Annotated in this window: 16 protein-coding genes; 4 read left to right on the forward strand and 12 right to left on the reverse strand. The window is 40.2% G+C overall.

All coding sequences use genetic code 11. The features are described 5' to 3' along the window. A partial coding sequence (locus AC6CHV_RS16820; protein ID WP_498079279.1) for a SpoIID/LytB domain-containing protein occupies positions 1-1020 on the reverse strand: 1020 nt, incomplete at its 3' end. Positions 1021-1267: 247 nt separating this feature from the next. Between AC6CHV_RS16820 and AC6CHV_RS16825 the strand changes: the two genes are divergently transcribed. Continuing rightward, positions 1268-2641, forward strand: coding sequence for a dipeptidase (locus tag AC6CHV_RS16825; RefSeq protein WP_498079280.1), 1374 nt, complete (start codon positions 1268-1270; stop codon positions 2639-2641). 95 nt (positions 2642-2736) lie between these two features. Here the strand turns inward: AC6CHV_RS16825 and AC6CHV_RS16830 are convergent, their stop codons facing one another. From AC6CHV_RS16830 to AC6CHV_RS16845, 4 genes are all read right to left on the reverse strand, one after another. Beyond that, positions 2737-3687 (reverse strand): PfkB family carbohydrate kinase, encoded by a 951-nt coding sequence (locus tag AC6CHV_RS16830; RefSeq protein WP_498079281.1) that lies wholly within the window; start codon positions 3685-3687, stop codon positions 2737-2739. 341 nt (positions 3688-4028) lie between these two features. Beyond that, on the reverse strand, positions 4029-5468 hold the full coding sequence (locus tag AC6CHV_RS16835) for a sucrose-6-phosphate hydrolase (protein WP_498079282.1): 1440 nt from the start codon (positions 5466-5468) through the stop codon (positions 4029-4031). A 31-nt stretch (positions 5469-5499) separates the two neighbouring features. Then, entirely contained in the window at positions 5500-6897 is a 1398-nt protein-coding gene (locus AC6CHV_RS16840) for a sucrose-specific PTS transporter subunit IIBC (RefSeq protein WP_498079283.1), read from the reverse strand. 321 nt (positions 6898-7218) lie between these two features. After that, positions 7219-8205, reverse strand: coding sequence for a LacI family DNA-binding transcriptional regulator (locus tag AC6CHV_RS16845; RefSeq protein WP_341333330.1), 987 nt, complete (start codon positions 8203-8205; stop codon positions 7219-7221). A gap of 140 nt (positions 8206-8345) precedes the next feature. Between AC6CHV_RS16845 and AC6CHV_RS16850 the strand changes: the two genes are divergently transcribed. Then, positions 8346-9182: a GNAT family N-acetyltransferase gene (locus AC6CHV_RS16850; RefSeq protein WP_498079284.1), complete on the forward strand. Its 837-nt coding sequence runs from the start codon at positions 8346-8348 to the stop codon at positions 9180-9182. 24 nt (positions 9183-9206) lie between these two features. On the opposite strand, the gene AC6CHV_RS16855 is transcribed toward AC6CHV_RS16850, so the two are convergent. The 4 genes from AC6CHV_RS16855 to AC6CHV_RS16870 form a co-directional block, all read right to left on the reverse strand. Further along, positions 9207-9692 (reverse strand): GNAT family N-acetyltransferase, encoded by a 486-nt coding sequence (locus AC6CHV_RS16855; protein ID WP_498079285.1) that lies wholly within the window; start codon positions 9690-9692, stop codon positions 9207-9209. Positions 9693-9709: 17 nt separating this feature from the next. Beyond that, the gene (kynA, locus tag AC6CHV_RS16860) at positions 9710-10531 is read right to left on the reverse strand and encodes a tryptophan 2,3-dioxygenase (protein ID WP_498079286.1); all 822 of its coding nucleotides are present in this window, start codon (positions 10529-10531) and stop codon (positions 9710-9712) included. Between the two features lie 181 nt (positions 10532-10712). Further along, complete coding sequence (locus AC6CHV_RS16865; protein ID WP_341333334.1) at positions 10713-11144, reverse strand: threonine/serine exporter family protein; 432 nt, start codon at positions 11142-11144, stop codon at positions 10713-10715. Positions 11145-11161: 17 nt separating this feature from the next. Then, a complete protein-coding gene (locus AC6CHV_RS16870; RefSeq protein ID WP_341333335.1) occupies positions 11162-11905 on the reverse strand; it encodes a threonine/serine exporter family protein in 744 nt (247 codons plus the stop codon). A gap of 405 nt (positions 11906-12310) precedes the next feature. On the opposite strand from AC6CHV_RS16870, the gene AC6CHV_RS16875 reads away from it, so the two are divergent. Further along, positions 12311-13975 carry a glutamine--tRNA ligase/YqeY domain fusion protein gene (locus AC6CHV_RS16875; protein ID WP_440273411.1) on the forward strand — a complete coding sequence of 555 codons (1665 nt, stop codon included), beginning with the start codon at positions 12311-12313 and terminating at the stop codon, positions 13973-13975. 35 nt (positions 13976-14010) lie between these two features. On the opposite strand, the gene AC6CHV_RS16880 is transcribed toward AC6CHV_RS16875, so the two are convergent. Together AC6CHV_RS16880 and AC6CHV_RS16885 are read right to left on the reverse strand one after the other, a co-directional pair. Continuing rightward, positions 14011-15582: a SpoIID/LytB domain-containing protein gene (locus tag AC6CHV_RS16880; protein ID WP_498079287.1), complete on the reverse strand. Its 1572-nt coding sequence runs from the start codon at positions 15580-15582 to the stop codon at positions 14011-14013. Positions 15583-15838: 256 nt separating this feature from the next. After that, positions 15839-17557 (reverse strand): ABC transporter ATP-binding protein, encoded by a 1719-nt coding sequence (locus tag AC6CHV_RS16885; RefSeq protein ID WP_440273413.1) that lies wholly within the window; start codon positions 17555-17557, stop codon positions 15839-15841. Positions 17558-17965: 408 nt separating this feature from the next. On the opposite strand from AC6CHV_RS16885, the gene AC6CHV_RS16890 reads away from it, so the two are divergent. After that, a complete protein-coding gene (locus AC6CHV_RS16890; protein ID WP_498079288.1) occupies positions 17966-20068 on the forward strand; it encodes a metallophosphoesterase family protein in 2103 nt (700 codons plus the stop codon). 19 nt (positions 20069-20087) lie between these two features. Here the strand turns inward: AC6CHV_RS16890 and AC6CHV_RS16895 are convergent, their stop codons facing one another. Next, positions 20088-21950 carry a PTS fructose transporter subunit IIABC gene (locus AC6CHV_RS16895; protein ID WP_341333341.1) on the reverse strand — a complete coding sequence of 621 codons (1863 nt, stop codon included), beginning with the start codon at positions 21948-21950 and terminating at the stop codon, positions 20088-20090. Positions 21951-21962 lie beyond the last annotated feature (12 nt).

A 21962-nucleotide genomic window follows, 5' to 3' on the forward strand; every position in this document is an offset into this window, starting at 1 on the left:
CCAAACCTGGTGTTTAGACGCCCCGTAGCCCCCTGAGGTTGAATAGTATCGTGCATCTACTAAACTGCCATCTTCACCTAACATAATGATTCCCGCTGTTTCATCTACAGCCTGTGTTGTAGCAGCATTTTCTGGAGTATTGTTATAAACCTGACTCATGACACTATCTAATACAAAGAATCCATCCTTTGCAAAACGGTCGCTTAAGTAGTCGCCTAACGCATAGGTTCTAGCGGCAACTGCTTGTGCCTTTAGTGCATTTACTCCAAAGTAGGCTGGCATTTCACTCGGAACAACTTGATATAAGTATTGCTCGAAATCAACTTCATTGATTAAATTCAATTGATCTCCTGCTTGTGATGTTGTTATTTCAAAGAACCCACGGTAGGATGGGTCTCCACTTGCCCGTGTAATATTTTCAACCTTTATTTTACTTCCCTCTTCAGTAAAAGCATAAAGTCGATTCTGTGTTGTGTATAAAACCTCTCCAGTAGCATTCGTTAATGTGATTTCACTTTCAGAAGATGTAAAGGTTACTTTCTCATTTGCTGGAATTGTGAATGTTTCCTCTGCCACTTTATCCACAATTTCAAGTCCCGCTTGAGAACTTAACACAATTGTATCGTGGTCAATAGATGCGAAGTTTGTTGTCATGATTCCAACCCTCATTGTTTCAATCGGAGTCGGCCCATCGATAAAAATTTTCGTAATCTCGTTTTTGTGATTCACGCGAACAGTTACATTTTCCGCACCAACTCTTACATCAGCAAGAGATTTTTGGTACACTCTGTTTTCCCCTTTTAGGGTCACATCATAAATTTTCGCAAGCTTAAAGGTGCCCTGAAGCTCTAGCTCTACGGTTCCAACATCTTTATCCTTCGCCATAATTTTTTCTGTGTATTCTTTCCACGATCTGTTTTCTTCAGCTGCCGAAGCTTGTCCAACCTGCGAAAAAAGACTTGTTACAAGAACAATCATGACCATAACTCCCAAAAACTTACGTGCCTTTCTAATCAGCATATACTTCCCCACTCCCCTTTTGTTTTTAAACCTGCCCCTTTGTGCATTGAAAAGAAATTTTTGGTATAGACTCTATTTCTTTACATTATTAAAATTTACCTTCATACTTTTGTATCATTTTATGAAATTATATTTTAGTGCTTTTGTTTTAGTTATTAAAATTCTAAATTATTTCCCTATTCATTTAATTGATGTAAAATAATGTAATAGAGTTGTTTATTGCACATCAAAAAAGGAGGAGACAACTTTGAACAAAAACATCCAAACCTATCTAAAAGAAAACAGAGATTCTCATTTAGAGGAACTTTCCAAATTCCTTTCAATCCCTAGTATCAGTGCACTGCCTGATCACAAAGAAGATGTAAACGCAACTGCAGAATGGGTTGCTCAAAGCCTACGAAATATTGGTATAGACAATGTCAGCATTCATCCTACTGAAGGACATCCAGTCGTATATGGGGACTGGCTTCACGCAGAAGGAAAGCCAACTGTTTTAATTTATGGACACTATGATGTTCAACCAGTGGACCCACTTCATTTATGGGACAGCCCTCCGTTCGAGCCAGAAATTCGCGACGATAAAATCTTTGCACGTGGGGCTAGTGATGACAAAGGCCAAACGTTTATGCATTTTAAGGCTTTGGAAACGATTTTAAAAACGGAAGGAAACCTGCCACTAAACTTCAAGTTTCTTATTGAAGGTGAAGAGGAAATCGGTAGTCCGAGTCTTCCAGCATTTGTTGAGGAAAACAAAGAACTTCTTGCAGCAGATGTTATCGTAGTTTCTGATACTAGTATGAATGAACGCGGAAAACCGACCATTAGCTATGGAGTACGAGGACTTGCAGGCCTTCAAATTGATATAAAAGGTGCAAAAAGTGACCTACATTCTGGCCTCTATGGTGGTGGCGTACATAATCCGATTAATGCACTTGTGCAATTACTAGATTCTTTCCATAATGAAGACGGAAAAGTGACTGTTGAAGGGTTCTATGATGATGTTCTTCCAATAACTGAGGAGGAAAGACAAGCATTTAAAGATTTAAATTTCGATGAGGAGAAGCAACGTCAAGAGCTTGGTGTCCCTGCTCTTTTTGGAGAGAAGGGCTATAGTTATCTTGAGCGCACTTGGGTCCGACCAACTCTCGATATTAACGGAATCTACGGAGGGTTCCAAGGTGAGGGTATTAAAACAGTAATTCCTTCTGAGGCACATGCAAAAATCACATGTCGACTTGTTCCGAATCAAGATCCTGATGTAATCGTCGAACAACTTAAACAACATATTGAGAAAAATAAACCGGTTGGAATTGAAGTGAGCTTGCAGCTTTTTGACAAAGGTGCACCATATGTAACTCCATTTGACCACCCTGCCATTCAAGCAGCAAGTCGTGCTTATGAGCAAGTATATAAGGTGCCTACCTCATTTACACGCGGTGGCGGTACATTGCCAATTATCTCAACCCTAGATCAAGTCCTACATGCGCCAATTGTGTTAATGGGATTCGGACTACCAACTGAAAATTTCCATGCACCAAACGAGCATTTCCACCTCGAGAATTTTGACAAAGGGTTGGAAACGCTATGCACATATTGGTTTGAATTAGAAAAGTCATTGTAAGAGAAAAGGTGGATTCCCTCGTTGGGATCCACCTTTTTTTGGTTTGAACACACTACTATATCACAATTAAATGGCGGACTCTCAATTGATCCACCTCATTTTTTAGCTAAAAATGCCTGAACTTGCTCAAGTGTCGGCAATGCAGACATGGCTCCTTTTTGTGATACTGCAAGTGCACCGGATACACTAGCAAACGTAGCAATCTCCTTGATTTCGTCAAGCGAATATTCTACTATCTCTTTATCTCTACGGCTGAACTGGTACAACAATCCAGACACAAACGCATCTCCTGCACCTGTTGTATCCACGCTTTTTACCTTTCTCGCTTCCACAAAAATGGACTCTCCCTTAAAGAAAGCATGCACTCCATCCTTACCAAGCGTGATGAAAAATAGTGGAATATTGTATTGTGCTAGTTTTGTAACACCACGTTCAATATCTTTCTCACCTGTAATAAACTCTAACTCAACCTCTGATAATTTCACGACATCTGCCTCACGAAGCATAGAAGTGATTTTCTGTTTCGCTATGTCTAAATCCTTCCATAGCATTGGCCTTAGGTTTGGATCATAGGAAACGACTAAACCTTTTTCCTTCGCCAGCTGGAGCGCCCTCTTCGTCGCTGACTCCGCCGGGTCATCAATGAGAGAGATTGAACCAAAGTGGAACACATTATGCTCATCAAAAAGAGACACTGGAATCTCTTCAGGAGTTAAATAGCGGTCCGCGGTTTTTTCGATATAAAACGAAAACTCTCGCTCACCATCTTCTCCCAATGTAACAAACGTAATAGCTGTACGAACTTCATTTGAAAGGTACATCGTTTCCGTTTGAACATTATAATTCTCCAAAGTCACTTTTAAAAAATTGCCAAGAACATCATCCCCAACTTTCCCGATGAATGACGACTTTGCACCAAGTCTTGCTGCACCTACCGCAACATTCGCCGGTGCACCTCCAGGACTCTTGAGAAACTGCATATTGTCTTGGTCAAGTGGAATGAAATCGATTAATGCTTCACCTAAACAAATAACACCCTGTTTCATCGCATCACTTTCTTTCGTTTAAACTTATTTTTAGGGGCTAAAAGTACATGCTTAGGATTTTAGGTGTCGAGCATGTACCGCGAAACACTTCTTGCGGGACACGCTTGAGCCTTTTGACGTTGAGCATGTACGCGAGGCCCTTCTTGTGGGACACGCTTGAGCCTTTAGGCGTTGAGCATGTACCGCGAGGCCCTTCTTGCGGGACACGCTTGTGCCTTTTGACGTTGAGCATGTACGCGAGGCCCTTCTTGCAGGTCACGCTCGAGCCTTTAGGCGTTGAGCATGTACCGCGAAACCATTCTAAAGAACAAGCTCAAGTCTTTTAACTCCGAGCGTGTACCTTAGCCCAAATCCCATTTCTTCAAATCAAACTGTACCCTTCCAAGGGCTGAGAATGTTATGGTTTGATCCGCAACATCTGTATAATACCTTGCTGTAAACACTTCTTCTCCATCATTCACGAAAATCTCAATCGAAGAAGTATCTATAAACACGTGTAGTTTTTTCACCGCATCAATCTTACAATGGCGTGATTCTATGCTTCCATCCTTAAAGTTTTTGCGCTGGAGCCTCATTTTTCCTAGTTTCGAAGAATATTCGAACCTTGCTCCACCTCTAAAATTGATTTCAAAGGAGTCCCCTTCGTAAATTATTTCATCAAAAAGGAGTTCAAGCGCCTCTCCTTTTATCCCTTCAAGAGTAACATTAGATGTTATGATTTGAACCTCATTATAGGACACTTCATTTTTACGTAACAGCTGCAACTCTTCCACTGGCTGCTGCACAATTTTTTCCCCTTTACGTGTAAGAACACGTGGCAGGGTCATCGCATGGATCCAACCTTTTTCAATAGTCGGTTGATATTTTTCATTATCATCCGTAATTCCCATCCATGCAAAAAGGAGTCTTCTTCCTTTTTCATCAACGGTTGTTTGCGGAGCATAGAAGTCAAACCCGCGATCTAATTCAGTAAAAGAGCCATGCTGATAAGAAGCTTTTTGATAATCTAACTCGCCAACAAAATAACCTGCTTGGAATAAATTATGATATACGTCTCCCTCTGGCTCAAGCCCTTGAGGTGAAACAAGCAGAACATCCTTCCCGTCTAACTCGAACAAATCCGGGCATTCCCACATGTAACCGAATGGCCCAAGTTGATTCATCGCCGAGCCCGTTAGTGGACCGAGCAAATTCCAATTCATAAGGTCTGTAGAGGAATAAAGAACAACCTTCCCCTGCTTGTCTTCGTCTTGTGCTCCTAGCACCATATACCACGTATCTTCTTTTTTCCAAACCTTTGGGTCACGAAAATGAGCGGTATAGCCTTCTGGAAGATAAATGACGGGTCCCTTTTTCTCAAACGTAATTCCATCCTGTGAAACTGCCATACATTGATACGTCTCACGGTCCCCATTTTCATCCTTCACATTTCCTGTATAAAATAACACCATTTTTCCTTCATGCTCGATGGCACTTCCTGAATAACAGCCATTTTTCTCATACCATTCGCTTGGAGCTAGAGCAATTGGTTGGTGCTCCCAGTTTATGAAATCCTTTGAGGTATAATGTCCCCAAAACTTCGCACCGTGTGTTGTTTCAAAAGGGTTCCACTGATAAAACAAGTGGTATACCCCCTTAAATTGAATGAAGCCATTTGGATCATTTAACAAACCAACTGGGGGCATTAGGTGAAATCGCAAACGATACGGATCACTTTCTACCATTTCCCTATTTCGCTCAACTTCTTGATTTGCCTTTTCTATTAATTCATGTTGATTCATGATGAACTCCTTACGTAAAGAAGGCAAGTCATTACTTGCCTTCTAGCATTTTATCTGAATAACCGAACATCCAAGTTAGTATGAATGCTACCGCTACTGCGATTACGTTCACGAGAATATAGAGCAAAATTTGTCCATTTAGATAAAGCAGTGTTCCAGGAATTACGGTGATTGCCATCCCTGTTGCTTTTAGTCCAAAGATTGAGGCAAAGAAACCACCAACACCACCACCGATAATACCCATAATAAACGGTTTTCCATAACGAAGGTTAACCCCGAAAATAGCTGGTTCTGTTATTCCTAAAAATGCCGATAATGATGATGGTAGTGCTAAAGCTTTTAATTTTTTTGATTTTGTTTTTAATCCTACAGCTAAAGCAGCTCCACCTTGTGCTGCAGTTGCACAAGTAACAATCGCGTTATATGGATTATTGCCGAAGTTTTCAAGTAGTTGTATTTCTAATAAGTTAAAGACGTGATGGACACCTGTAATAACGATGATTTGGTTTAAGGCTCCAATGACAATACCCGCTAATCCAAATGGCCACTCAAGTACCGCTACTGTTGCGTCTAAAATCAGGTTTTCAACTGTGTGGAATACCGGTCCAATTGCAAAGAGTGCTAAAGCAATCATGATTAGTAATGTTAAAAACGGCGTTACAATTAGATCCAATGCTTCTGGTACACGTTTACGAATCCATTTTTCAAGCTTGGCACCAACAATACCTGTGATAAATGCTGGGATCACGGAACCTTGATAACCAACCACTGGGATAAATCCAAAGAATTTCAGTGGTTCAACATCACCGCCTGCAACTCCCCATGCATTTGGCAATGATGGACTAACTAACATTAATCCTAGTATGAGTCCGATAGTTGGGTTTCCTCCAAACACGCGGAAAGTTGACCATGCTACTAGGGCCGGTAAGAAAATAAAGGCTGTATCCGTTAAAATTTGTGTGAATAAAATGAAGTTTTCAGGGATACTAGCAGGAGTTAAGCCAAACCATGCAAGGATTTGTTCCTGCATCACTAAGCCTCGTACACCCATGAAAAGACCTGTTGCAACTAAAGCTGGAATGATTGGAACGAACACGTCACCGAATGCTCTGATAGCACGTTGAAAGGCATTTCCACTTTTCGCTGCCTCTTTTGATTGGTCGGCCTTCGTTGATGTTTCAATTCCAAGTTTCTCGACTTCTTCATAAATACGATTTACTGTTCCTGTACCAAGGATGACTTGGAATTGACCGGAGTTAAAGAATGCCCCCTTAACCTTATCTACATTCTCAATCTTTTCTAGGTTGATTTTTTCTTTATCTTGTACCATAATTCGTAATCTTGTCGCACAGTGTGCGGCAGAAAGGATGTTTTCTTTACCACCAACCGCTGCAATAATTTCTTCAGCAATTCGACGATTTTCTGACATTACTATCACCTCTATTAAATAGTGTTTGTGTGTAATCGATTACACATTCGTTAAAAATCAAATACGCCTTGAGGTATTTGCGCCCAGATTTTTTAGGCCCACACGATGAGGGTCACAAAGACGTTGCCACAGGAAGTGGCGTACTTAGTCTTTGATCTTAAGCTCGAAAAGTTTCCATTGAAAATCTGTGGCATCCGCCGGAGGCCTTAACATAATTCAGCAGTGTTTCTGCTGAATTATGTTAATAGGTAATCGATTACACATCACTCAAAAAAATTAATGTCCTGTGTGTAATCGATTACACATTCATTACAAAACCGATTATATACTATCTCTAATTATTAGTCTATAGTCGATTTGTTTTTTTTCTAAGGAAATCCCTTCCTGCAACATCTGTAATAATGTCTTGGCTGCTTCCGCTCCAGTATGCTCACTTAATAGATCAACTGTAGTTAATTTAGGGGTGATATATTTTGATAAATCGGACGCGCCCATACCTGTTAGAGCAATATCCTTTGGAACATGTAAACCTTGTTCTTTCAGGTATTCCATGGTGCCTATTGCTAAACGATCTGTAACCGCGACAATTGCAGTTGGTTTTTCAGAAGAAGATTCAATGATCTCTTTTGCCATCATATAGCCTGACTCAATCGTGAACTCCCCTTTTTGGATCCACTGATCTATAACCGGTAATTGGCTTTCCTTCAGCGCCGCTAAGTATCCCGCTTTACGCTTGAATCCTACCTCATAATCTGACTCGTCTACACCGATAAAAGCAATTTTAGTATGGCCTTTATTGATTAGGAGATTGGTGATGTCTTTTGCAGCCCCGTAGTTATTGTTAATAACAGAAGGTATCCCCTCAAATTCCTGTCCAGTCGCCACAAAAGGGATGCGAAGTTTTTCGATTTCCTTAAGTAGTGTCTCACTTCGGTTTGTGGCAAGAAGAATGATACCATCAACCTGTTTGCTTTTTAAAAGTTTTACATACTCGATTTCTTTTTTCGGATCAAGATTTGTATTGGTTAATAGTATTTGATAGCCGTGTTTGGCTAGTTCTTCACTGATTCCACTTACAATTCTACTAGCTGTCTCAGTACTTAATTTTGGTAAAATGACACCAATGACATTGGATTGCTTTGTCCGTAATGCCTTCGCATGCTCACTTGGTATATAACCAGTTTCATCAATGATTTTTAAAATCCGTTTGCGAACGTCATCACTCACATATCCTGAATTGTTCAGCACACGCGAAACAGTTGCACTAGAGACATTAGCCAGCTTCGCAATTTCTTTCATCGTAATCATGTCACTTTCCTCCATTACATTCATCCTCTTTATTTTACACAAAAGTTCCAGAGACTAAAGGAAATTTTACTCGATTTGGAGAATAATTGTTGTAACAGGATTCAAGAAGACACCTGAATCGATAAAAGGTCGTGAAGAAAATGATTATGAAGCTCGATGCTGTTAAGTTTAAAATTGTGAAACCACTCCTCACTGGATTAGAAAACCATCCAGTTATGCATGGAGTGATTGATGGTAATAATCTCGGTGAGATTTACGTAGATAACGAGAGAAATCCTAAAACCGCCTTTATTTGGGCAAAAAATGAGATGTTCTATCTTTGCGGTAGGATTGATAATGAGAAGTTTAACTCAGAACTTGAGGAATATATCGCATCTGAAATCCGCCTTGAGGCACTCCCAGAGGAGGATACTTTAAATCTCGAAATTTACCCAAACCATGAATGGAATGGATCTGTTGAATCCATTTTTACGAGAGTTTCCCTTTTGAAGGGGGAGCGTGTGCCGTTTGTTTTTCATAAAGAATGGTTTAATTCTAGTGATTCTAAAGATGTGCCTGAAGGATATGAGGTACAACCCATAAGTCAGGAGCTAATTGAAAGAGATAGAGATGATATTGTTAAAAACGAAATCATAAAATTTTGGGGAGAATCCCTTGGTCCATTTTTCCAAAAGGGCTTCGGCTACGCTGTTGTTCAAGGATCAAACGTGATTGGAACTTGTCTCTCTGTCTTTGTATCTGAAAATGAATATGAAATTGGAATTAATACATATGACACAAACCACCGGGGCAAAGGACTTGCTACCGCAATGGCCAGGGCATTTATCGAAGATTGTATAAGACGGGATGTAACCCCTCACTGGACAACGGAGTCGTTTCGCAAAGACTCGATTGCAATTGCAAAGAAACTAGGCTTTGAACAGCTTGAACATTACCCCGTTTATTACTTGCCGTTTGAGGAATTTATGATCAAATAAGGAGTTCACCATTTGGTGAACCCCTTATATACTTTCTTCTATAGTAAACTCTTGAATCGAACAGTTTCTTTCATCAATTCGTTCCTCAAAGTTTCCCGTCGTACATTTTGAAATGATATTTCTCCAAAACACCCGGGCACGTTCATTCTTTTCCGACTGTCGTACATGCCACCTTCCAGGAAACATTGAAAAGATTTCCTCGGCAACACGGGAGCCAATACCTTTGCCTTCATAACCTCTCATGATAAAAAATTCTTCTATTGAATTGGGTTCTTTCTCTGATTGACTTTGAAGTAACACAAATCCTGCAAGTAAACCATCCACTTTTACAAAATATGCATGATGATTACGCTCAGACCAATAGACATCCAGATTAAATCTATCAAAACAGCCATTTTCTTTTATCGTTATACTACTCATATACTTCGTAAATTCATAGATATAAAATTGCATGAGATTATGTAAAACGTCTTCTTCCTCTTTTGAAACGGCTTGAATTTGTATCTCCATATTTGCATAAAGCCCCTTTATAATTTCGTCCGCATATTCCACAACTCTGGGAAAAAGCGATGGTTAATTACCTGCTTTAAGTATTCAACTCCCGCCGAGCCACCAGTCCCTCTCTTATATCCGATAATTCTTTCAACCGTAATCATGTGGTTATAGCGCCATTTCTGCTGGTGAGATTCAATATCAACTAACTTCTCCGCGAGTTCGTAAAAATCCCAATACTTTTCTACGTTTTGATAGACTTCTAGCCAGGCCTGTTCAACACTATCATTTGCCTGATAATCCTCCGTCCAATCCCTTTTAAGGTACGATTCATCAATGTGAAAGCCTCTTTTTGAAAGAGCTAAGATAGCAGCATCATAGATACTTCTTTCTTGAAGCGCATTTTCAACCTGTTTGTAAATTTCAGGTTGATGCTTATATACCCCTAGCACATTGGGCTTCTTATGGCCCAGTGCAAACTCGATTAACCGATTTTGATAGGATTGGAAGCCTGATGACTTTCCAAGTTGCCCCCTAAATTCTATATACTCAGAAGGTGTTAATGTTGAAAGGACATCCCAGGATTGAATTAATTGCTGCTGAATTTTTGATACCCTTGATAGCATCTTAAAAGCAGGTTCGAGGTCGTTTTTTAAGATAGACGCTTTTGCAGCTTTAATTTCATGTAAAATAAGCTTCATCCAAAGCTCACTTGTTTGGTGGATAATAATAAAAAGCATTTCATCATGATGCTCGGAAAGGCGATGCTGGCTCGAGAGTAATGTATCTAATTGAAGATAGTCACCATATGTCATGTCCTTCGATAAATCATTATAAATGCCATCGTTTTTGCTCATAGACGTCTCCCTTCGGTTTGAGGCTGGTGTTTGTGTGACCAAATATTATACACCCTTACTTTCTATGAATATGCCGAGATTCCTTTATATTTCATGAACTTTTTATTCGGACCAAAGGCTCTAGCCATACACCTATCCAAAATAAAAAGCCTCCAGGAATATGATATTCCGGAAGCTTCAACTAAACTCTCTTCTTTCTCCTAAAAATCAACTGGTTTAGTACCTCGGATAAGACAAGTCCGAAGGCAATCGCGCCAGAAATCATAAATGCCCTTGCTGCTAGTGGGAGTGCTGTTGAATAGTCATTTTCAACAAAATTCCTCATTGCGTCGTATGAGATTCCACCAGGTACTAAGGGGATGATTCCAACGATGCTGTAGATAATCACTGGGTTTTTATAGACCTTTGCAAAGATATGGCTGATGACTGCAACTAAAAAAGAGGCAGCAAGTGTCGCATATACAGCATCAATCCCTTGTAGAAATAAAAAGATATATAACATCCAGCCAATCATTCCGACAAACCCACATTTAATAAGCGACTTTTTCGGAACGTTGAAGATGATTCCAAATGTACTTGAAGCAATTAAGCTTGTAATCAGATGGGAAAGCATTTTAAACTCCTTTCAACTTAGAAAATAGCGAGAACTACCGCTACTCCCGTTCCAATGGCAAAAGCAGTTAGAAATGCTTCCGCCCCCTTTGAAATCCCCGAAACAAGGTGTCCTGCAATTAAATCACGAACGGCATTTGTAATCAATAAACCAGGTACAAGTGGCATGACAGAACCGATAATAATTTTATCGAGTTCAGCCCCAAGTCCAGTTACAATAAACAGATAGGCAATCATTCCAATTAAAAATGACGCCATAAATTCCGCAAAGAACTTTATTCGAACCAGCTGATGAAGGAAGAAAAAAAAGGCAAAGCCCACTCCTCCCGCGATACAAGCTGGTAAAAAGTCGGTCCAACTCCCAAGGAACATAATCGTAAAGCAACCGCTAGCTATGGCTGCTGAAAGAACCTGAATCCAAATCGGAAAAGAAAGGTTCTTTTTTGAAAGCTCCTCTAACTCCCGCTTTGCTTCTTGAAGCGTTAATTCCCCGCTGCTAATTTTTCGCGAAATGTTATTTACTAGGGTTACTTTTTCTAAATCAGTAGACCTCTCATTTATTCGTACTATATTTGTAGGTTCTGTACCACTTGTCGAGAACATAATTCCCGTTGGTGTTACATAGCTTTGAGACGTTACGTTCCCAAAAGCGGCAGCCATACGATTCATTGTGTCCTCTACTCGATAGGTTTCTGCCCCACTCTCGAGCATAATCTTTCCCGCTAACAGGCAGATCTCAATAATTTCAATCTTATTTTCCATAAAACCTCGCTCCAATAAATTCAAATGCGCCTTGGCGTATTTGCGCCCAGATTTAGGCCCACAGGAAGTGGGTCATAAAGACGTTGCCACAGGAAGTGGCGCTTTTAGTCTTTGATCTTACTGATTGAAAAACTTCCTTTAAAAATCGCATGTCTCCGCCGGAGGCTTTAACTTTATTCAGTGGGGTTTAACCCCCACTGAATAAAGTTGATAATTTCAGATAAAGTAAAGCTTATATGAAAGACAGCCTAATAATCAACTTAATCTTTGGTAAACATGAGAATAATGGTAATTATTCTGGTTTTATGATATATTCATCCATTATAGACGATGTTCAAAAAGAAGCAATGCAATTAATAGTACCAAGACTTTTTGAGCGTCCAGTACAGGATAACGAAAGAGGTTATGGCCGTGGAAAATAATAATGTTTCAAATTTTATTAGAAATATCATAATCGACGATTTAGAAACTGGAAAGCGTGACCACGTTGTCACCCGCTTCCCACCAGAACCAAATGGGTATTTACACATCGGACATGCTAAATCAATCATTCTAAATTTTGACCTTGCAGATGAATTTAAAGGTAAAACGAACCTACGATTTGACGATACAAACCCTTTAAAAGAGGACATTGAGTTTGTGAACTCGATTAAAGAAGATGTGAAATGGCTTGGTTATGATTGGGACGGTTTATTTTTTGCATCGAATTACTTTGAGGAAATGTACGACCGTGCTGTTTTACTCATTAAAAAGGGCCTTGCTTATGTCGACGATTTAAGCGCAGATGAAATCCGTGAATATCGTGGAACCCTAACAGAACCTGGAAAAGAAAGCCCATATCGTGATCGTTCAATTGAAGAAAACCTTGAGTTGTTCGAAAACATGCGTGCTGGTAAGTACGGAAATGGTGAAAAAGTTTTACGTGCAAAAATTGATATGAAATCACCGAACATCAATTTGCGTGACCCTGTCATTTACCGAATTTCACATACAACTCACCACAATACTGGTGATAAATGGTGCATTTATCCGTTGTATGCTTTTGCTCATCCTATTGAGGATGCAATTGAAGGTGTGACTCATTCTATATGTACGATTGAGTTCGAAGATCAACGTCCTTTTTATAATTGGGTTGTTGAGCAATGTGAAATGGAAAGTAAGCCACAACAAATTGAATTTGGCCGTATCAATTTAACAAATACGGTGATGAGTAAGCGTAAGCTAAAGCTGCTTGTAGACGAAGGCTTTGTGGATGGATGGGATGACCCACGCATGCCAACCATTTCAGGGCTTAGAAGAAAAGGGTATACACCTGAAGCCATCCGTACATTCTTGCGTGAGCTAGGGGTTGCGAAAAACAACGGAACCGTTGATACACAAATGCTTGAGCATTTCGTTCGTGAAGATTTAAAGCTTAAAGCACCACGTACAATGGGGGTTATTAATCCTCTTAAGGTGGTCATCACCAACTATCCAGAAGGACAAGTGGAAATGCTGGATGCAGAAATTAACCCTGAAAATCCAGAAATGGGTACAAGACAAATTCCATTTTCTCGTGAAATTTACATCGAGCAAGAGGATTTCATGGAAAATCCGCCGAAAAAGTATTTCCGTCTCTTCCCTGGCAATGAGGTTCGTCTAAAGCACGCGTATTTCATTAAATGTGAAGAAGTCATTAAGGATGAGGAAGGAAATGTGGTGGAGCTTCATTGTACGTATGATCCTGAAACAAAGAGTGGTACAGGCTTTACAGGTCGCAAGGTAAAAGGTACCATTCACTGGGTTGAGGCAACACAAGCGATTCCTGCTGAATTCCGTTTGTATGAGCCACTTATTTTAGATGCTGAAGAAAAAGAGGAAGAAGAGGATAAAACATTCCTCGATTACGTCAATCCAAACTCTCTTGAGATATTAAATGGATTCGTAGAGCCGAACATGAAAGATGTGAAGCCGCATGACAAATTCCAATTCTTTAGACATGGTTACTTTAACGTGGATCCAACACACTCTACAACTAACAAACCGGTCTTTAACCGAACTGTTTCATTGAAAAGTTCATTTAAATTATAAGAAAAAGACTCGTGCCCATGCACGAGTCTTCTTTATTAGTATCTATCCTCTATGTCGATTCCTTGGTAATAATGCTTGAGGATTTCCTCAAAGGTTGCCCCTTTTTCAGCCATTCCGACTGCACCCGTTTGCGACAAGCCAACACCATGACCCCAGCCGCCACCGTATACTTTAAATCCAGTTACTTCTTTATTACTATCCTTCACAGGCTCAATATGGAACAACGTGCTTAGGAGGGAAGCTTGGTTACCGCTTGCATTAATATATTTTAAAGTTGTTCGAATGCGATCCTTGGTTTCATAAAATGTACCATTCTCCGTAACAAACTCAATTTCGAGCACACGACCTGAACTTGAGCGCTCTAAAACATTAATTTCATAAACCTTACCAACCTCAGTGTTAAAGGATGTACTCAATACATCGCTCATTTCTTCGGCTGTCCATTCAAAATTCCAGCGATGGTATTTAGACCAATCTGCCTCAAAATCTCCCTCACTTGCTGCACGCAGGGATTTGGAGTTGCTATTGTTTTTGAAGACCTCAAGAGAGGGTACGTGCTCAAACGCCTTACCTCTTTGTGCATCTGGAACTCCTCTTAAGTATGGAACAGGGTCTGAATTCCACACATCTTCATTATTGGCCGAAAAACCGCCACTAGTAGAATTAAAGACAGCCGTAATTAATTTTCCTTCGTAAGTTGCAACAATCCCTCGTGTACCATCAACTGCATCGTTCGAAATGGGGTGTTCAGCCTCAAAACCACCATACACTTGGTCAGACGTTGTTGGAAGAAGATCATACCCGTCATTACCTCTTTTACCCATATTTGATAAGGCATATGTTCTTGCAGCAATGGCTTGTGACTTTTGCGCCTCTAATTCCCCGTATGGTACAGGAGGTAATTCGCGTGGGACAACACCATATAAATACTCCTCTATTGGCAGTTCGTTGATTCCCGCAAGTGCCCCCGAACTATTAAAACCAACCTCAGCGATTCCACGATACTGATTCCCGTTAATCGTCACTAAATCCTCTGAAACAATCTGAATCGGATTTGTTGTGGTGATGGCTGTTTCCCCTTTTGAGACTTTGATTGTTGATTCGCCTTCAACAGTTGTAATTAATCTCCAGTAGGCATCACTAGCACCTAATCCTCTTGCCACAATTTCATCTTTAAAAGCAGTTCTTACCGCAAAAGATGCATCTGACGGAAATTCTCCGATTAATAAACGCCAACCATTATTGTATTCTTCAAGATAAGTTGAATATCCAAACGTTTCAGCACGCTGTAACCAATCCTGAATATAAGCATTGCTTGTGGAATATGCAACCTGTAATCGATAATTTGTTTTTACAACAGATGAGCCTGCAAGCTCAACTTGAACCTCCTCATTATCACCTGTTAAAAGGACCTCACCTGTTTCTTTGTTAATCACATCAAACTTACTTACCGCACCGACTGCCAAAGACTCTACAGAAGGCACAACCCCAATCCGAATATTTGGCTCCTCTCCCTCACTTGCCTCTGCCGGGTTGCCCCAGATTCCCTGGAGTGAAAAAATACTGACAAAGGTAAACACAAATAATAGCTTACACACCTTTTTCACGCACGATTCCCCCTACAATTTTTCGTCATACTCTTTAGTTCGTTAAGGAGAATAAAACATCCTTTCGTACAAATTTACCATTTTTTGAAATAAAATTTCACAAATAAATTTTACTTGTTCCCTACCATCCGATTGAAACTGACAAGATTCATTGTTCTTCTACCCTTTTCCGTGCGTTTGGCCGCCATCTATCTGAAATTTTTATATGACCTTTGGCCCAATTTGGCACAAAAAAATAACCAGGGTTTCCTGGTTATTATGATTGATATTGGACCTGATGTAGATTTGCGAAGATCCCGCCTTTTTCTAGTAGTTCATCATGTCCACCTTGTTCCGCAATACCTTCTTCTGTCACCACGATGATGCGATCTGCATTTCGGATTGTAGCCAAACGGTGTGCGATAACAAGTGTTGTGCGATTTTTTGAAAGCTCTGTTAAGGCTTTTTGGATAATCTGCTCTGTTTCCGTATCTAAAGCAGAAGTGGCTTCATCCAATATTAAGATTGGTGGATTCTTTAAAAACATTCGAGCGATGGCAATCCGTTGTTTTTGACCACCTGAAAGCTTAAGACCACGTTCTCCAACCTGTGTTTCATAGCCATCTGGTAGTCCAGCAATAAACTCCTCCAGGTGAGCACGCCTTGCAGCCTCTTCAATTTGTTCATCCGATGCCCCAAGCAATCCGTATGCAATATTTTCACGCAGCGTTCCTGTAAAAAGGAAAACATCCTGCTGAACAATTCCAATCTGGGAACGCAACGATTCCTTTGTCATTATTCGAATATCCATTCCGTCAATCGAAATGGAACCTCCATCAACATCGTAGAAACGAGGAATTAAAGAACAAATAGTCGTTTTCCCGGCTCCAGAAGGGCCGACAAAGGCCACTGTCTCTCCAGCATGAACCTTAAGATTTATATCTTTTAAGACCGGTCCCTGCTTTTCATCATAGCCAAAGGTTACTTGATCAAACGCAATATCTCCACGAAGGGATGGTACTGCAATTGCATCTTTCGCATTTTTCACTTCAGGCTCCATATCGAGTAGCTCTGTAAAACGTTTGAAACCAGCCATCCCTTTTGGGTACAGTTCCAATAGGGCACTAATTTTATCAATCGGTTTAAACAGGACATTGGCATATAAGACGAATCCAACTAATTCTCCGTAAGTAAGCTCCCCGCTAAAGCTTAACCACGCACCGACTACTAACACGATAAGGACAAACAGACGTGTCATGAGGTAGATACCAGCAGATGCTGATCCCATTACTTTATAAGCACTAAGCTTTGAACGACGAAACTTACGGTTATCAACTCTAAATCTAGAAATTTCAAATTCTTCATTTGTGAAGGATTGGACAACACGTGCCCCCGCCACACTATCTTCGACCCTAGCATTTACATCCGCAATATTGCTATACATCGCCTTCCATGCACGATTCATACGGACATTTGAAAATGCAATCAACCATACTAAAAATGGCACAACAATAATCGCAATTAGAGCAAGCTTCACATTGATCGTTAACATAATCCAAAATGCCCCAACAAATGTCATAATGGCAATGAACAAATCCTCAGGACCATGATGAGCAAGCTCACCAATATCAAACAAATCATTCGTAATGCGGCTCATAATATGACCTGTTTTCGTATTATCAAAAAAGCGAAAAGACTGCCGCTGCACATGTTGGAATAACTGCTGCCTCATATCTGTTTCAATGTTAATCCCAAGCTTATGGCCCCAATAGCCTACAATAAAGTGAAGACCTGTGCTAACTGAATATAATACTAACAATCCAATGCTCACCCATATGATTGCAGACCAGTTATTAGTTGGCAAAAGTTTATCAATAAACCACTGCACGGCTAGCGGAAAGGCCAGCTCTAGAATCGCAACAATCACCGCACAACTAAAATCTATTAAAAACAAAGTGCGATGGGGCTTATAATATGTAAAAAAACGTCGAATCATTTTGCTCTCTCCTTGTGATTTTCCTACTGCTATAACGAATTATAAGCCGTTACACCTAAATTTGACAAACTATTTTGTTACTCGAAGTTTTTTTGTTTGGCTTTTCTCACTTATGCACTTTCTTCTCCACTTGTACAAGGAACTCAATCTTGCGGGACACGCTCACTCTCTTTTTACTCCAGCTTGTATCGCAAAACCACTCTTGCGGGACACGCTCGCTCTCTTTTTACCCCAGCTTGTACTGAGAAACCCCAGTACACCCTTACTCTCCCTTCTCACTCCAGCTTGCATCGCGAACTCTCAATCAAAACACCCAATCTCCCGTTCCAACACATTTCTGTTACATACCTGAAATGAACGGCCACTAGAACCCTGAATAGGATATAAAAAAATGGGATGGTGAACAAAATGGATATACCGACAATTTTATCGGGGCCAATCCTACGCCGAGTTGAGCCTTCTCACATTTATATTTGGATTGCGTTAAGAAAAAGATACAGACTTGGTGCAAAGCTGTATCAAATTGAAAAAATAGATGATACCAATTTTGCGTACCATGAAATAGATTGTGATACTGAAACAACCACTTTCCGTGCTGGAAAACAACTTTATATTAGCCTAATCAAACTAACACCACCGTATCAAGCACAGTTCCCTGTAAACACACTCCTAGCCTATAATCTCCTTTTCCAAAAGAATTCTGACATTTATGACCTTCAAGACTTCGGACTCCTAGGAAAAGAGCAACCAAACTCCATCACATATGGAGACCTCGATTTTCCTAGCTTTTTTATTCGAGATCTAACTCAACAAAAAACCAATCTCCTATATGGCTCATGTCGAAAACTTCATGGAAAAGGTGAGGATGCCCTTAGCCAAGGAGACGAAACAATCAAAATGAACTTTTTAGACCTCGAAAAGCGCCCAGACGCTTTATTTTTATTAGGTGACCAAATTTATGCAGATGATGTGCCAGATCCAGTATTTCACATCATGACGGAAGCAGGTAAAAAACTAATTGGTAGAGGAGAAAACCTTACTGAAATAGAGCCTCGCCTAGAAAATAAACCTTTCAAAAAATCAATAAACCAAACCCGAGGAAGACAATTTATCATGGAGCATTTTTGCAAATTCACCTCCGCAAATGCCCGGAACCATGCAATGACATTTGGTGAATATGCCGCTCTATATTTACTAGCATGGTCACCAGAACTTTGGGGTGCTTACACAGATGATGGTGATTTTCCTTCATTTAAAGACCAAACTAGGAAAAACCAACTTTATTATATTTACAAAAAAGGGAAGAGAAAGAAGGAAAAGAAAGTATATGAAAAAGAGTATAACGAACAAGTGGAAGATGTGAAGGAAACCTACCAAACACTTACAAAGGTAAGAAGATTACTTGCTAACATTCCGACCTATATGATCTTTGATGACCATGATATTACAGATGATTGGAACATCAGTCACAATTGGAAAAATAGCGTCTATTCATCAAAACTTGGAAGACATGTCGTTGCCAATGGACTTATGGCGTATTGGCTGTTTCAAGGATGGGGTAATGACCCAGACCGATTTGACCCTGTATTTCTCCGTAAGATGTGGGGATATAGTAAAACTTATGATACTCGTTCACATTCACATGAAGCATGGGAAGAAATACTTTGGAAATTCAAGCAGTGGAATTTTGTTGCACCGACAAGCCCAGCATCCATTTTCCTTGATACAAGAACACAACGAAAGTACGATCACACCCCTCTCCCAGTTTCCCTTGGTCGTACGATCGAAGAAAAGGACCGTCCTCCGCAGCTCATTGGTGAACGCGGTTGGCGGAACTTAACAGATTGTTTAGATGGTAGTGGATGGAAAAGCGGTGAACCACTCCTTGTAATCTCCCCAGCACCGGTCTATGGAATTGGCTTAATTGAGTCCTTTCTCAATCAATATATGTATCCATTAAAAACAATTGGAGTTCCCGCAACAACAGCATTTGACTTTGAATCCTGGAAGTATAACGGAGAGGGCTTTAGTGAACTCCTTCACCAAATCAAAGAATGGAACCCGAGTCACTGCTTTATTTTATCAGGAGATGTTCATTACGCTTCTGCTGTTTCAACCAATATCGAATTTCCCGATGGAGAAGGTTTATGCATCTACCAATTTACGAGTAGTCCAATGAACAATATGAGTTTTTCAGGGATACAAGGCGGATTGATGAAGGCAATCGTTACAATAAATGCAGCGAAAAGAAGGAATAAAGAAATCAACAGATACTGTGATGCGACCTACGATATCATTAAACAAAAAGGAAATACCCCTTGTCCCACAAACTTTACGTGGAAAGAAAAGATCCGTTACCTGTCAATGGATCAAGGACCCATCATTGAAACTGGAAATAATCTTGGCCACCTTGTACTCACCTCGACTCAAGCAAACAATGCGCTACTTCAAAACAATAACACCATCACTTATAAACCCATTACATTATCATTAAAAATACCCCGTGCCTAAGTAGCACGGGGTAATACCCTTATTTTATCGGTTTTTTCAAGAACCCAACTAATAGCGCCGTTATTATTGTACCGATGATTATCGCAAGTACGTATAACGCCCAACTACCATTTACAAAAGGAATAACAAATATTCCTCCATGTGGAGCAGGTAAGCCAATACCAAACAACATGGTTAGTGCACCCGTAACTGCTGAACCAATGACCGCGGAAGGAATAACACGCCCAGGATCGGCAGCAGCAAATGGAATTGCACCTTCTGTAATAAACGATGCACCCATGAAATAAGCCGTTTTTCCAGCTTCACGCTCTTGCTTTGTAAATTTATTTTTAAAGAGGGTTGTTGCTAAAGCTAGTCCAAGCGGCGGTGTCATTCCACCCGCCATAATAGCTGCATGTGGTGCGTAATTTCCAGCATCAATCATGGCAATTCCAAAGGTAAATGCGGCCTTATTAATTGGGCCACCCATATCAATTGACATCATTCCCCCTAGAATTAAACCAAGTACAATCAAGTTCCCTGTACCTAGTCCTTCTAACCAACCGGTCAATCCGTCCATTACAAATTTTAACGGACCAACAAGTACATACATAATCGCACCTGTAATCAAAATTCCAAAGAACGGATAAATCAGCACTGGTTTTAGACCTTCAAATGATGATGGTAAACCTGAGAAGAATTTTTTCAATAATAAGACCACATATCCTGCAAGGAAACCAGCTATTAATCCGCCTAAAAAACCAGCTCCTCCTGTTGTCGCCATTAGACCACCAATCATACCTGGTGCTAATCCGGGACGGTCAGCAATACTCATGGCGATAAATCCCGCTAAAACAGGAATCATTAATTGAAACGCATTAGCACTTCCGATTGTCATCAACGCGCCAGCAATCGGACTATAGGATGGATCATTCGGGTCTGAAGCATTGATTCCAAAAATAAATGAAATGGCAATTAAGAGTCCGCCACCTACAACAAACGGAAGCATGTTAGAAACACCATTCATTAAATGCTTATAAAAACCGCTTCTTTCTCCGCCTTCTGTTTTTTTCTTTTCGTTTTTTTCAGCTTGGTAAATTGGGGCATCCTGATTAACTGCTCTTGTTAATAATTCCTCAGGTATGCGAATACCTTGAGCAACCGGCACCTGAATTACTTTTTTACCATTAAAACGAGTCATTTCTACTTGCTTGTCTGCAGCCACAATGATTGCGACTGCCTCATCAATGTCTGCTTGAGTCAGTTCATTTTTCACACCTGTTGAACCATTTGTTTCAACCTTTAAATCAATGTTCATTTCTTTTGCTTTTGCCTTTAATGAGTCTGCAGCCATATACGTATGTGCAATTCCAGTTGGACATGCCGTTACCGCAAGAACTTTTTGCTGTCCTTCTTTTTTCTCTACCGGCGCTTCTACTTCCTCTGATTCATTTTCCTTTTCATTAATAACATCGATTAACTCGTCTGGTGTTTTAACTTGCATAAGCTGTTCACGAAAACCAACGTCCATTAATAATGAAGATAATCTTGATAGGGTTTCAAGATGTGCATTATTTGCCCCTTCACTTGCCGCGATCATGAAAAATAAATGGCTTGGTTGTCCATCCAATGATTCATAATCTACTCCCTTTATGGAGCGTCCAAACGCAATCGCTGGTGTCTTCACCGCAGCTGTCTTCGCGTGTGGTATCGCTATACCTTCACCAATCCCTGTTGTACTTTGGCTTTCTCTTGTTAAGATTGCCTGTTTGTATTGTTCTTTGTCCTGTAGACGGCCAGCTTTATCAAGTTTTGAGACCAATTCATCAATGACCTCAAGTTTTGATGAAGAAACAAGGTCAATAATGACTGTATCTTTTTTCAACAGATCCGTAATTCTCATCCTGCATGTTCC

This window comes from Ferdinandcohnia sp. GQ5 (genome assembly GCF_059759275.1).